Origin of the sequence: Leptospira limi, from assembly GCF_026151395.1 — a bacterium.
GTDB classification, from domain to species: Bacteria; Spirochaetota; Leptospiria; order Leptospirales; family Leptospiraceae; genus Leptospira_A; species Leptospira_A limi.
The window spans coordinates 79,111-91,775 of sequence record NZ_JAMQPV010000003.1; the positions used below are offsets into that span (position 1 = coordinate 79,111).

At 40.4% G+C, this 12,665-nt stretch carries 10 protein-coding genes; 2 read left to right on the forward strand and 8 right to left on the reverse strand.

Annotated elements, in window-relative coordinates; all coding sequences use genetic code 11:
- The first annotated feature begins 41 nt into the window (after nucleotides 1–41).
- Nucleotides 42–446 carry a hypothetical protein gene (locus ND812_RS15530; RefSeq protein ID WP_265376289.1) on the forward strand — a complete coding sequence of 135 codons (405 nt, stop codon included), beginning with the start codon at nucleotides 42–44 and terminating at the stop codon, nucleotides 444–446.
- Nucleotides 427–942 (forward strand): hypothetical protein, encoded by a 516-nt coding sequence (locus tag ND812_RS15535; protein WP_265376290.1) that lies wholly within the window; start codon nucleotides 427–429, stop codon nucleotides 940–942. The genes ND812_RS15530 and ND812_RS15535 overlap by 20 nt, the downstream gene beginning before the upstream one ends.
- On the opposite strand, the gene ND812_RS15540 is transcribed toward ND812_RS15535, so the two are convergent.
- From ND812_RS15540 to dxr, 8 genes are all read right to left on the reverse strand, one after another.
- Complete coding sequence (locus tag ND812_RS15540) at nucleotides 939–1,424, reverse strand: tetratricopeptide repeat protein (protein WP_100717701.1); 486 nt, start codon at nucleotides 1,422–1,424, stop codon at nucleotides 939–941. The two genes, ND812_RS15535 and ND812_RS15540, sit on opposite strands and share 4 nt — an antisense overlap.
- Before the next feature lie 64 nt (nucleotides 1,425–1,488).
- Entirely contained in the window at nucleotides 1,489–3,378 is a 1,890-nt protein-coding gene (gene dxs / locus ND812_RS15545; protein WP_265376291.1) for a 1-deoxy-D-xylulose-5-phosphate synthase, read from the reverse strand.
- A gap of 7 nt (nucleotides 3,379–3,385) precedes the next feature.
- Complete coding sequence (locus tag ND812_RS15550; RefSeq protein WP_265376292.1) at nucleotides 3,386–5,713, reverse strand: adenylate/guanylate cyclase domain-containing protein; 2,328 nt, start codon at nucleotides 5,711–5,713, stop codon at nucleotides 3,386–3,388.
- 90 nt (nucleotides 5,714–5,803) lie between these two features.
- Nucleotides 5,804–6,604, reverse strand: a complete 801-nt coding sequence (gene trpA, locus ND812_RS15555) for a tryptophan synthase subunit alpha (RefSeq protein WP_265376293.1) — start codon at nucleotides 6,602–6,604, stop codon at nucleotides 5,804–5,806.
- On the reverse strand, nucleotides 6,601–7,791 hold the full coding sequence (gene trpB, locus ND812_RS15560) for a tryptophan synthase subunit beta (protein ID WP_265376294.1): 1,191 nt from the start codon (nucleotides 7,789–7,791) through the stop codon (nucleotides 6,601–6,603). Before trpB ends, trpA begins: the two co-directional genes overlap by 4 nt.
- Before the next feature lie 196 nt (nucleotides 7,792–7,987).
- On the reverse strand, nucleotides 7,988–9,748 hold the full coding sequence (locus ND812_RS15565; RefSeq protein ID WP_265376295.1) for a proline--tRNA ligase: 1,761 nt from the start codon (nucleotides 9,746–9,748) through the stop codon (nucleotides 7,988–7,990).
- A 48-nt stretch (nucleotides 9,749–9,796) separates the two neighbouring features.
- Nucleotides 9,797–11,503 carry a site-2 protease family protein gene (locus ND812_RS15570; RefSeq protein ID WP_265376296.1) on the reverse strand — a complete coding sequence of 569 codons (1,707 nt, stop codon included), beginning with the start codon at nucleotides 11,501–11,503 and terminating at the stop codon, nucleotides 9,797–9,799.
- The gene (gene dxr / locus ND812_RS15575; protein WP_265376297.1) at nucleotides 11,500–12,660 is read right to left on the reverse strand and encodes a 1-deoxy-D-xylulose-5-phosphate reductoisomerase; all 1,161 of its coding nucleotides are present in this window, start codon (nucleotides 12,658–12,660) and stop codon (nucleotides 11,500–11,502) included. Before dxr ends, ND812_RS15570 begins: the two co-directional genes overlap by 4 nt.
- Nucleotides 12,661–12,665: the final 5 nt, after the last annotated feature.

Genomic DNA, 12,665 nt, shown 5'->3' on the forward strand with positions numbered 1-12,665 from the left:
AATTCTACCAATGTATAGCATATTTTTGTCTAAGGTATAAAATGCGGTTCAATTTTTACCCAATCCTAATCCTAGTCGTGTTTTTTGGATGTTCTTCCGTGGATTTTATCCCAGAACCTGATTTTCGTCCAAATGATCATCGTTATAAGGTATCTTCCTGGCAAGATGTGGAAATCCTAAGAGAAAGGCCCAAAAAACTCTTTAAAATCGTGGGAGAAGTCATCATTCGGAATACAGAAGACTTAACTTGGGAAGAGTATGAACCAAGGCTTAAAAAAGAGATGTATGCTCGTAAAATTGATGGTGTGTGGATGACAGAAAAGAACCAAACTTCAATTGATACGGTTTCCGTACAAACAATGGACCAAAAAGGAAGGACGACTCACTCCTACCTCCAACAATCTAACTTACCTTATTGGAAAGGGTATGCCTTCCGGTATCGATAATCATATGCCAAGAAAATTTGATTCTGAAATCTATATCTCACCAGCCGACGAATGGATTTTTCGCGGAAACCCCATTGATAAAGAAGAAATCCTTACCTACTTTCGCAATAACCTCCATGGAAATGAAAAAGGTGTCTACATTGAAAATACCTTTGGTGAACTTTCAGAACATGGGTATATCAAAATTGATGGTTTCCCTTGCCATGTCTTACACGTAGAAGTTTTAGAAGATGAAATTCTATTCCTCACCGATGATGGTAGGAGTTATCCATTTGGTGCATTCGAAATTTATGAAACAAAGGACGGTGGAATCTTGGGACTCAGGTCAATTGAGGATCGGATCAAATACCGATTCACATGGAATGCTGCAAAAGAACTATCAGATCTGTTGATTGAGGAAGATGGATTTACTTATTTGGATTGGAAAGGGGTTAAAATGCAAATTCCAATGTATGAGGGAGAGGTAACGGTCCCCCTCCCCAATGACTACAGTTAATTGGAAGGAGCTTCTTCGTCCGCTTTTAATTCACGCCAAAGTTCATTTGCTTCTAAAAAATCTTTTTTTAATGAAAGAGCTTTGTGTAAGTATTGTAAGGATCTTTCTGGACGGTTCCAAAGTTTATACAAAGTTGCTAAGTTAAAATAGGAGATGTGAGGTGCATCGTTTCGTTCACATCGTACTGATTTTTTTAACCAATACACGGCTTCTTTGTCATTACCCATACGTAGGAGTAAAACACCGATTTCGTTACATGGATTTCCATATTCATGGTCCAAACTCACGGCTTTGTAATAGGAAGCCAATGCATCACTCCAGGATCCAAGAGCGTTTTGGACAAGTCCCAAATAAAAATAGGCTTCCTCTGATTCTTCCAATTCTAAACTGGAACGAAGGTGGAATTCGGCACGGTCTAAATCACCGATTTTAAAATGGTCTTTTGCTAAATCTAAAGAAAGTTGGAAAGAACTTGAAGACAAAGAGATCCTCACCTGTTTTCTTTCATTTTCGGAAACCTTAAAAATCTCCTTGAAAACTTATTTTTTATTTTTGCAAACTTTGCAATAAATCATCAGCGATTTGAGACGCAGTCAATCGGTAATGCTCTAAAATTTGGTTTCTTTCCCCGTGGTGGATTGGTTCCAAAGGAAGGGCAAATGTTTTCAAGAACTTACCAATAAGATGATTTGGAATTTCGTTCAAAAGATAACCAGATGCACCCGCGTGGAGGTAACTTTCGTCCAAAATTACAAATTGTTTGGTCGATTCGATGCATTTGTTGACCAAGTCCGAGTCATAAGGGCGTAACCAAAAAAGATCGACAACTGTAGTGGTGATCCCTTTTGATTTGAGGATCTCTGCTACTTGTTTGGCAATGGGTAACATAAATCCAAGAGATAATATAAGTAAATCTTTACCTTCAGATACAAGCCTTGCTTTCCCTTTCGTGACTTGGTTTGGTGAATCGAACTTTAACTCACGTAAGTCGCCGTTGTCTTTTGGAAAACGAATCGCGATCGGATGTTCTGTATAGTCTTTCATAAAATGAAGGCTATCTATGATGTCCTGTGCTGAACTTGGGACCATAATGTCCATATTGGGTAGGCCTGCTAAATACCCTAGATCAGACAAACCTTGGTGGGTTTCGCCGTCAGGTCCTACGATACCAGCACGATCGATGACAAAACGGACAGGTAGGTTCATGAGAGATACATCTTCCACCAATTGGTCCATTGCTCTCGTTAAAAACGTAGAATAAATGCACATAAAGGGAATCGCACCACCATTTGTCATCGCTCCCGCAAATGCGACTGAGTGTTGTTCGGCGATACCTACATCAAAAGTATGATTGGGATAGGTTTCCTGATAATCACGTAACCCGGAACCTTCAATCATTGCAGGTGTAATCACTGCAATTCGTTTGTCCTTGTTCGTTAAATCAATGAGAGTTTTTCCGACGATTTTGGAGAGTCCAATTTTATTGGCGTCTGCAGATGCCATTTTACCAGACTCTTTGTTAAATGGTGTCACACCATGGTATTTGATCGGATCGGCTTCTGCAGGTTTGTATCCTTTCCCTTTTTGTGTGAGAACATGGAGGAGGATTGGTCCTTGGATTTTGGAAAGGTTTTGTAACATCTGAACCACTCGGTTCACATCATGACCATCGATGGGACCAAAATAAGTGAACCCAAGGTCTTCAAAAAGTCCACCGGGACGCATCATAAAATGTTTAAACGAAGTTTCCATATTATGAGCTAATGCTTGTAAGGCTGGGCCAATCAAAGGAATCCATTTTAAAAAACCATAAAATGCAGTTTTGCCCTTATTATAAACCTGAGACGATATGATACGATTGAGATAATTGGAAATAGAACCAACATTTTTGGAAATGGACATATAATTGTCATTTAGGATGACAAGCATATTCGGTTTGATATGACCACCATGGTTCATGGCTTCGAGTGCCATACCTGTTGCAATTGATGCATCACCAATGACTGCGGCAACTTTGTAATTCTCACCCATGAGATCACGTGCACATGCTTCACCTAAAGCTTGGGAAATGGATGTACCTGCATGTCCAGTATTGTATAAATCGTATTCGGATTCTTCACGTTTCGGAAATCCAGAGAGGCCTAACCATTTGCGGACAGTGGGCAGTTCTTTTTTTCGTCCAGTGAGGATTTTATGAGGGTAGGTTTGGTGGCCAACATCCCAGATGATTTTGTCTTTGGGAGTTTGGAAGACGTAGTGGAGAGCAACTGTGAGTTCCACCACCCCGAGGTTACTAGCAAAATGCCCTCCCACGTCAGAGAGGGTGTCGATGATGTATTCCCTGACGTCATGGCAGACGGCAGGGAGGTCTGTTTCCTTTAGGTTTCTAAGGTCTTCTGGGAAATTGATTTTGTCGAGATATGGGTACGATGGCATTGAAACTTCATGTTGCCGCCTTTTGGAGAGGCCGCTTCATTTTCTCCATATCTTCTGGGTTTGTGATTCCAAGCAATTCGTAAATCCGAACAGGTTGGGTTTTTCCTTTTACACGCACCAAATCAAGTTCTCTTGTCACAACTCGGTCCTTCACTTTTTCATAGGTGTATTCCGAGATGATGATATTTGTGGTGTACATTTTATTAGAACCTTCCAAACGGGATCCTAAGTTGATTGTATCACCCATACAAGTGTATTCCATCCTATGAGATGATCCCATATTGCCCACAACTGCAGGGCCTGAATTAAGACCACAACCGATGTCGATCACAGGGACATTTCGTTCTGCCCATTTTTGTTGCAGCACTTTTAAGTAGTCGAGCTGAGCAAGGGCTGCCACACAAGCGTAATATGCATGGTCTTCCAATGGCACTGGAGCACCCCAGAAAGCCATGATCGCATCTCCCATGTATTTATCGATGGTTCCCTTATATTCAATGATGAGTTCCGTCATCGCAGAAAGATACTCATTGAGTAACTTCACCAAATCTTCTGGACCCAATTGTTCAGAGATTGTTGTGAACCCTCGAACGTCAGAGAAAAAGATTGTGATTTCTCGTTTGGATCCACCAAGAGCTAAATTGTCAGGGTGTTTGAGGAGTTCATCCACAACGTCTTTGGATACGAATTTGGAGAAGGTTTGACGAATGTATTTTACGTTTTCTTCTTCCGTTAAAATTCTAAATCCAATGATGGCAACAAAAACAACTATCTGTTCAATGGTAACAGAAGGTAATACTGTGATGAGATTGAAAGTTTGGAAAATATAAAGGGCAGCGATTACATACAATAACAACTGCGTTAACATTATGGCAAAACCAATGTGAGTTTTAACACGTGGTTGCAAAAATCCAATCATCACACCAAGCCCAACATAAATCAAAAAGATTCCCCAGTTTGGCATTGTAGACAAAAAGTCCTGGTTTAAGATTGTATTCACTGCATGAGCGTGGTGTTCAATTCCGGACATATCACCAAACGGAGATAAGTGGGAGTCTTTTGACGCTCCACGACCAGTTGCATAGTACATCGCAACTAGGAAAATTTTATTGTTAATTTGGTTTGCCTCGAGTAATTCTGGATTCCAATCATTTGTGACTTCGAAAATTTCATTTTGTTTGAAAGAATACCTTCCTCCCACATAATTGATTTCCATTTGCCCTTCCCAATCAATGGGAATCACCACTTCTCTTTTTTCGTTTGGAATGTGCATTACATCACGTTCTTCAAACTTACGAGCTTTGACATTGAATTCACGGATGATTTTATTTGGGATATTTTTCAGTTTAACATAATGTCCCATGTTGACTTCTACATCATTTTGTATATTGATACCATAGTATTGGCAAACAATGAGTAAGTCAATGGATGGGAAGTATTCTGTTTCTCTATCTCGTCCTGAATTATAAACTTTCACCACAAGAGGCATTTTGCGGTTCAAACCAGATTCATCTTTTTTAACGTTCGCAAAACCGAGACCAGCTGATAATTCACCAATTGGTTCGATAGGAGGTTGTGGAAATTTTACCCAGGAAATCCCTCCATCATTTTCATCGATGACATTCTTTAATTGAAACTTACGTAAGATATCAATCCGTTTTTCAAGATTGAGAACCGCTTCTTTGGATTCCGCGCTGACTTCCATAGGGTAGTCAAATAAAACATTGCGATTTTTTTGCAATGCAGTGACCATCTCTTCTGTTTGGCCGGGTTTATAATCCACGAAGAAAATATCGAACATAAGAATGTTGTTTGAGTCTTTAAATGTTTCGATGATATCAGCGTAATAACTCCAAGGAAGTGGCCAAGTACCTTGTAACTTTTCAAGTGATTCAGTTGTGATACCAATGATGTTGATATCCTTTCTTGCTTTTGCAGGAGGATTGTATTGAATGTATTCAATTCGACCTGTATCGCCTTCACTTTCTGTTTTTGTATTGGACCCCCGTAAAAATTGAAAACGAAACGAAACGGAATTTTCTTCTAACTCTTTGAGAGGTTGGAAGGTATTGACCATCGTATACATAAAGATGGCAATTACATAGGACAACCAGATGGCACCTGACTTTTGTTTGTCTTTGGAAACTTTTTCAATGATTTTGTAAACAAAATAGGAAGAAGTGAGGAGTAAAAGCATCCCACCAATCAGGAAGGAATATTCATATACCCATCCTGTCATGACAACAGATACGATCACACCGAGTGACCCAAGGGTGGCAACAGCAATGCTGAGGTAATCCAAAATCGAAAGCGATTTTGATTCTTTGTCGGACATAGAGCCTCTTTATTCGTTTAGGAATTTCCGACCATTTTCTCGGATTTTTTAAAGAGACTCAAATGTTTTTGAGTGATTTGGGAAAAAAATTTAGGGAATGGCAACCCGAATCTTGGCAATGTATTCCGCCAAAGCTTGTTTTGCTTTGGGAAATTCATGTCCATTTTCTTCAATGATCCTTTGGATGGCAGATCCGATGATGATTCCATCCGCATAGCCAGAAATTTGACCAGCTTGGTCTGGTGTGGAAATACCAAATCCGGCACAAATTGGCAATTGGATGGTTTCTTTTAGAAACCGAATCCTTTCTTTCAAATCAACTGAGAACTCGCGGCGTTCGCCAGTCACACCAAAGGAAGTAACATAGTAAATAAAACCTGTAGATGTTTTTTTCAATGCTTCAATTCGTTTTTTAGTCGAAGCTGGTGTGACCAAATGGATGAGATCCATATCTCTTTTTCTTAGTTCTTGGAATAAAACTTCACTTTCTTTGGTATCAAAAGGTAAATCAGGGATCACAAGGCCAACAACCCCAGAATCTTTTGCTTGGTTCAAAAAATCTTCGATCCCGCAGTGAAAGATTGGGTTGAAGTAAGTTAAGTAAACAAGTGGTACATCTTTTTTGTGTAAGTGAATTTCTTTCGTCACTCGAAAGATTTCAGAAAAAGAAAACTTGTTTTTCAATGATCTTGCAACAGCTCTTTGGATCACAGGACCATCTGCGACTGGATCAGAAAACGGAATCCCTAATTCTAAAATATCAGCACCATTGTCTAAAATTGTTTTACCAAATTCGATGGAATCATTATAATTTGGGTCTCCAAGCGTAAAATACGGAATAAACGCAGATTTAATTTTTCCACTTTCAAAAAGATCTTTTATTTTACTCATTTACTCTTTTCACCTAACAAACGAAGTACTTCTGTAACATCCTTATCACCACGACCAGATAGACAAATGATCAGATCTTTCTTTTTTCCTAAATCTTTTGCAACGTCTCTTGCTACATGGAATGCATGAGCTGTTTCGAGTGCAGGAATGATTCCTTCAATCCTTGTCACCTCTAAAAAGCAATCTAGCGCTTGTTCGTCGGTAACCATTCGATAATCCACTCGTTTTGTTTGCGACAAAAACGCATGTTCTGGACCAACACCGGGATAATCTAAACCTGCAGATACAGAATGTGCGGGTACAATTTGACCTGCTTCATCTTGGATGATGAGAGTTTTTGTTCCATGTAAAAATCCAGTTTTACCATAGGTTAAAGTGGCAGAATGTTCACCAGGTTTTGGACCAAGTCCACCTGCTTCTGCTCCATAGATAGCAACATGTTTGTCTTTCAAAAATGCATGAAACATACCAATCGCATTGGAACCACCACCCACACAAGCGACAATGGCATGAGGGAGTTTATGGTTTTGTTTTTTAAACTGCGACCTTGCTTCTTTTCCAATTACAGCTTGTAAATCACGTACGATCGTTGGGAATGGATGAGGTCCGATGGCAGATCCAACAATATAATGAGTTGTTGAAACATTGAGAGCCCAATCACGCATGGCCTCACTTGTTGCCTCTTTGAGAGTGGCTTCCCCAGCTGTCACTGGTAATATTTTAGCACCTAACATCTCAATTTTTTTGGCATTCAGGTTTTGTCTTTCGACATCAACTGCTCCCATATAAACAACAGTTTCCATGCCAAACATAGCACCGACTGTAGCCGTAGCAAGGCCATGTTGGCCTGCACCAGTTTCTGCAATGATTCGTTTTTTGCCCATGAATTTTGCAATTAACGCTTGTCCGATGGCATTATTAATTTTATGAGCACCAGTATGATTTAGATCTTCTCTTTTTAACCAGATACGTGCACCTCCCCAATGTTTGGTGAGACGTTCTGCAAAAGTTAAAGGACTAGGTCTTCCGACATAGTTGCTTAAGTAAAATTCTAATTCTTTTTTGAATTTTTTACTTTTCTTTAACTTGTGATAGGTGGATTCAAGCTCTTCAAGAGCTTCTGTTAGAATTTCTGGTGCGTATCGACCGCCAAATTCTCCAAAATATCCAGGTTGGTTTTTGCCCATATATCCTAAGATAGATGCCTAGGTGAATATGAAAACTGCTTCTTTTGGGGGAGGTGGGGGATTTTTTAGTAGAGATCCCCGCCCGTATCGAACTGGGTGGGGTTATCCACCCGCCACCCAATGACCTCTGTTTATCACAAAGGCCGTTTTTAATCGATTAAATCCTTAGATCCTCAAAAAAATTCTTGGGAAAAGTTCATGTTCCCGCAAGAGTTACATCCTTTTGGATGGATTCCTCGAGGGTGGCGATTTTTTTCTGTATGTTTGTGACTAAATCTTCGTTTGTCGTAAAAGGAATGGTCTCTTCCACCATGGACTTACGATCAAGAATGGTGATCTCATTTTTCTCCAAAAACCCTTTTCCTAATGTGATTCGGATGGGGAATCCAATGAGTTCAGAATCTTTAAATTTGAATCCGGGACCAAGGTCACGGTCATCCCACAACACTTCAATGCCAGCGGCAACAAGTGACTTGTAGATGGATTCAATTTTTGCGATATCATCAGGATTTTTGGCTATACTCACCAAACAAACCGTAAACGGTGCGATTGAAATTGGCCAAAAAATTCCTTTGTCATCATTGCATTGTTCGATCACTGTTGCCATACATCGGTTCACACCAATCCCATAACAACCCATAGTCGTAGTTGTGGCCTTTCCTTTGTCATTAAGAACTGTGAGGTCAAAAGCTTTGGAATATTTTTGGCCTAATTTAAAAATATGACCAACTTCGATCCCCTTCTCTGCCGTTAAGCCAGTTCCGCATGAAGGACAAGGGTCACCTACTTTTGCTTGGGAGACATCGATCTTTGTCACTTCCTCTTCTTTGAAAAAAGTAGAGAGTTGAATACCCGCTATGTGGAGGTCAATTTCATTTGCACCAGCAATATAGGCAAAATTCCAATCGAGTAAGGCATCAATGTAAATTTTAAGTGATTCTGATTTTGGAAAACCTGGTCCAATAAATCCAGGAACAAGGCCTAGTTTTTCCATTTCCGCTGGACCCATCGGCCTTAGTTCATTACAACCCAAATGGTTTTTTAATTTATTTTCGTTTAGTTCTCTATCCCCTTCTAAAAAGACGAGGACATATTGTCCATCGGCAACGAGTGCCACAGCTTTCAAAAGATTCTCTTCTTTTGTGTTTAAAAACTCTGCAACTTCTGCGATGGATTTTTTCGCTGGAGTAGAAAGTTTCCCGTTACCATTAAATGCTTGTTTGGCTGCGTTCTTACTTGCAATCACAGGAGTTTTTTCAATATTTCCTGAATAATGGCAAGAAGGACAAATTGTAAGTGTCTCTTCACCAATCGGTGACACGACCATAAATTCTTCCGATGCGGAACCACCCATATTCCCTGAGTCTGCTTGTACAGGAATTGTCGAAAGTCCCATGCCTGCAAAAATCCTACGATAGGTTTTACGCATCGTTTGGTAAGTTTTGTCCAAGGATTCATCATCTAAATGAAAGGAATACGCATCCTTCATGGTAAACTCACGAGAACGAATCACTCCAAACCTTGGGCGAATTTCATCTCGGAACTTAGTATGGATTTGGTAGACATTGATCGGAAGGTCTTTGTAGGAACGAACCATCGGTTTTACAAGCACACAAAATGATTCTTCATGTGTAGGACCCAGGCAACTTTCGTTGTCATGGCGATCTTTCAAACGAAACATCTCTTTTCCCATTTTGTCCCAACGACCTGATTCTTTCCAAATTTCACTCGGTGTTAAGATGGGAAGTTGGAATTCCAAAGCTCCTGCTCCGTCCATTTCTTTTCTCACGATGCCTTCAATCTTACGAAGCACACGTAACCCAAGTGGTAAATAGGAATACAGACCTGCTGCAGACTTACGGATAAGGCCCGCTCGCATCATCAATTTATGAGACGCAACCACTGCATCTTGTGGGTCTTCTTTCGCAGTTGGAATTAAATAGGAACTAGCTTTCATTTCATTTTTCTCTTTTTGATTAACAATCTAACAATACAAAGTTTGGTTTTAAAAAATACGCATCACATCATTGAAGGAAACATAGACCCCAAGCCCGATGAGAAAGAAAAATCCTAATCGAAAGATCGCTTCAATTGCTTTTCTTGGGAGCGGTCTTCCCGTAATTGCTTCATAAGCATAGAGTACAATGTGTCCGCCGTCAGCCATGGGAATCGGAAGTAAGTTCATCACCATAAGCGCCAATGAAATTTTAGCAACAAAGTCTAGGTAGGTGACCCAACCATATTCCAAACTGATCCCAGCAATCTGCACAATCCCAATCGGACCCGACAAATTTTCTTTTGGAGACAACATTCCCGAAAACAACATCCCAATTCCTTTTAAGGTAGTAGAAACGTTTTCATAAACTTTGTTCCCTGCACCGACAAGTGATGAATAAACTGTAGATTCCTTCTGTAATTTTTCGGCTTCAAATTTCATCGAAGCTCGAAAACCAAGAAGTCCTATCGGTTTCAAATTGACATCAGCAAAGTATTTCATATTGCCGATCCAAATCTCTTTTTTGCCCGCATTGGTTTTCAAATAGGAAGTAAAATCATCAGCCGTTGCAAAGGATTGGTTCTCAATTTTTAAATTCGAAAGTCGATTTTCAATTTCCGCATCATAACTATCCAATCGAAAATAAGGAATCCCTAATTCAGGGAATTTTGGATGTTCGATATTCCAAAATTCATATACATTGGCACCTAACACAGGGATTTGTATGGTTACTTTTTCTGTTGCCCAAGGGGTAAGAAGTGGATAGGTTTTTCGTTCCACTTCAACAGGTATGGTTTTTCCTTGGTGTTTTCCAAGTTCTGTTTGTAATTCAGGAACGGTATGAACATCCACTCCCGCAACGGTTAAAATCATATCTCCGTCTTTCAAAAAAGAGAGGGCTCGGCGTCTGAGTGATTTTTCCCGTTCTGCGATTTCATGTTGTTTCAGAAGTTCTTCTGGAATTTCTTCTTTTCGTTCTTCAATTTTTTCTTGGAAGTAAACGGAAGATTTATCTTCTTTATCTAAAACATTGGCCATAAAGTGGCTGATCTGTTCCCCATAAGTAAAGGTAGCCACCACTCTTCTTTCTCCATATGGCATGACACCAATCGTAGGATGGCCACCGGCAGAATATAAATTGGGAACAATTTCGACTGTCTTTGTTTCCGATTCTCGTTTGTAAGTCACTTGGATCGGATCACCAGAAGTTAAACTCACATTGGTAAAAATATCTTCAAAACTTTCTGTGGGTTTTCCATTGATGGAGAGAATTTTGTCACCTGTTCGAAGACCAGCGTTATAAGCAGGGCTTGAAACCTTATTTGCGTCTTCAATAAAGATGCGGTTCGATGAGGGGCTATCTCCGGAAAGCTCTAAAATAAATAACAACAAAAACCCTAACACTAGATTGGCGAATGGGCCACCAAGCACAGGCACCATACGACGAAGAGGTGGAGTCGCAAGTAAATCGCCTTGTTTTGGTTTTTTGTTTTTGCTATAATCATCACCACGAAATAAAACATAACCACCGATGGGTATGGCAGTGATTTGGTAGATGGTCTTGCCAATTCTTTTTTTCCAAATCCCTTTCCCATAACCTAACGAAAAGATACGTGCTTCCACACCCACTAATTTCCCACATAAGAGGTGCCCCAATTCATGGATAAAAATCGATACAGCTAACATGAATACAGCGCCGAGTATTAATACGATCATGTAGTCACTCCCCCTTTTAAAAATTCAGATTGGATCAAATTACGCGTCTCTTTGTCTTTTTCCAAATACCCGTCTAAGGTTTCTGGAAATTCATTTTTGACTTGGTTTAAGGCAGACTCAATGAGCGTTGGAATTGAGGTAAAAGAAATTTTTTCTTCTAAAAATAGTGCCACAGCTTCTTCGTTGGCTGCATTAAAAATACAAGGAGCCACTCCCCCTGCTTTCCCTGCTTGGTAGGCAAGTGTGAGTCCAGGATACCGTTTGGTATCCGGTGGAAAAAATTCCAAAGTTTTCCAAGTGGAAGGTTTTCGTTCAATGAGCATTTGCGGAGTTGGATTTGGATAAAATAAGGAATGAGCAATGGGATAGACCATATCGGGGTGGCTTGTGTATTGCAGACAAGCGCCGTCTCTCGTTTCAATGATGCCGTGAGTGAGAGACTGCGGATGGATCACCACCTCTATCTCGTCATACGAAAACCCAAAGAGAAAATGTGCTTCAATCACTTCCAAACCTTTGTTGATCAGACCTGCCGAGTCCACAGTGATTTTCGGACCCATGGACCAAGTCGGGTGGTTTAGCGCCTGTTTCACGGATACATGTTCCAACTCTTCGATCGGGAGAGTGCGAAAACTCCCCCCCGATGCAGTGAGCGTAATCGCGCGGATATTGGAACGAGTTTCCCTTTCAATGAGTTGGAAGAGTGCATTGTGTTCGGAATCCACTGGCACCATGAGTGTATTGTGTTTTGCCACCAAACGATTGATGAGTGGGCCAAAAGTAACAAGGGTCTCTTTATTGGCGATGGCAATTTTTTTGCCAGCCTCAATGGCTGCAATGGTAGGAAGGACTCCCCTGGCCCCAACCACAGCAGTAACCACCACATCCACTGATGGCAATTTGACTAAGTCAATAAGAGCATGGTCTCCATACAAAATGTTTGTAGAACCAAATTTATCCCCAAACTGACCCACTAACTTGGGATCGGTGACACAAACCACTTCGGGGGAAAATTCTGAAATGAGGGTCTTCGCTGTTTCCCAATTGGAATGAACGGAAAAACTACGTAAGGAAAATTGGTCTCGGAATTGCCGAAGCACCTTCACCGTGGAAGAGCCAACAGAACCTGAAATTCCTAATACCGAGACACCTACCATATACT

Coding starts and splice junctions, on each gene's coding strand:
- ND812_RS15530 (WP_265376289.1), top strand. CDS start 42: ATGCGGTTCAATTTTTACCCAATCCTAATCCTAGTCGTGTTTTTTGGA.
- ND812_RS15535 (WP_265376290.1), top strand. CDS start 427: ATGCCTTCCGGTATCGATAATCATATGCCAAGAAAATTTGATTCTGAA.
- dxs (WP_265376291.1), bottom strand. CDS start 3,378: ATGCCATCGTACCCATATCTCGACAAAATCAATTTCCCAGAAGACCTT.
- ND812_RS15550 (WP_265376292.1), bottom strand. CDS start 5,713: ATGTCCGACAAAGAATCAAAATCGCTTTCGATTTTGGATTACCTCAGC.
- trpA (WP_265376293.1), bottom strand. CDS start 6,604: ATGAGTAAAATAAAAGATCTTTTTGAAAGTGGAAAAATTAAATCTGCG.
- trpB (WP_265376294.1), bottom strand. CDS start 7,791: ATGGGCAAAAACCAACCTGGATATTTTGGAGAATTTGGCGGTCGATAC.
- ND812_RS15565 (WP_265376295.1), bottom strand. CDS start 9,748: ATGAAAGCTAGTTCCTATTTAATTCCAACTGCGAAAGAAGACCCACAA.
- ND812_RS15570 (WP_265376296.1), bottom strand. CDS start 11,503: ATGATCGTATTAATACTCGGCGCTGTATTCATGTTAGCTGTATCGATT.
- dxr (WP_265376297.1), bottom strand. CDS start 12,660: ATGGTAGGTGTCTCGGTATTAGGAATTTCAGGTTCTGTTGGCTCTTCC.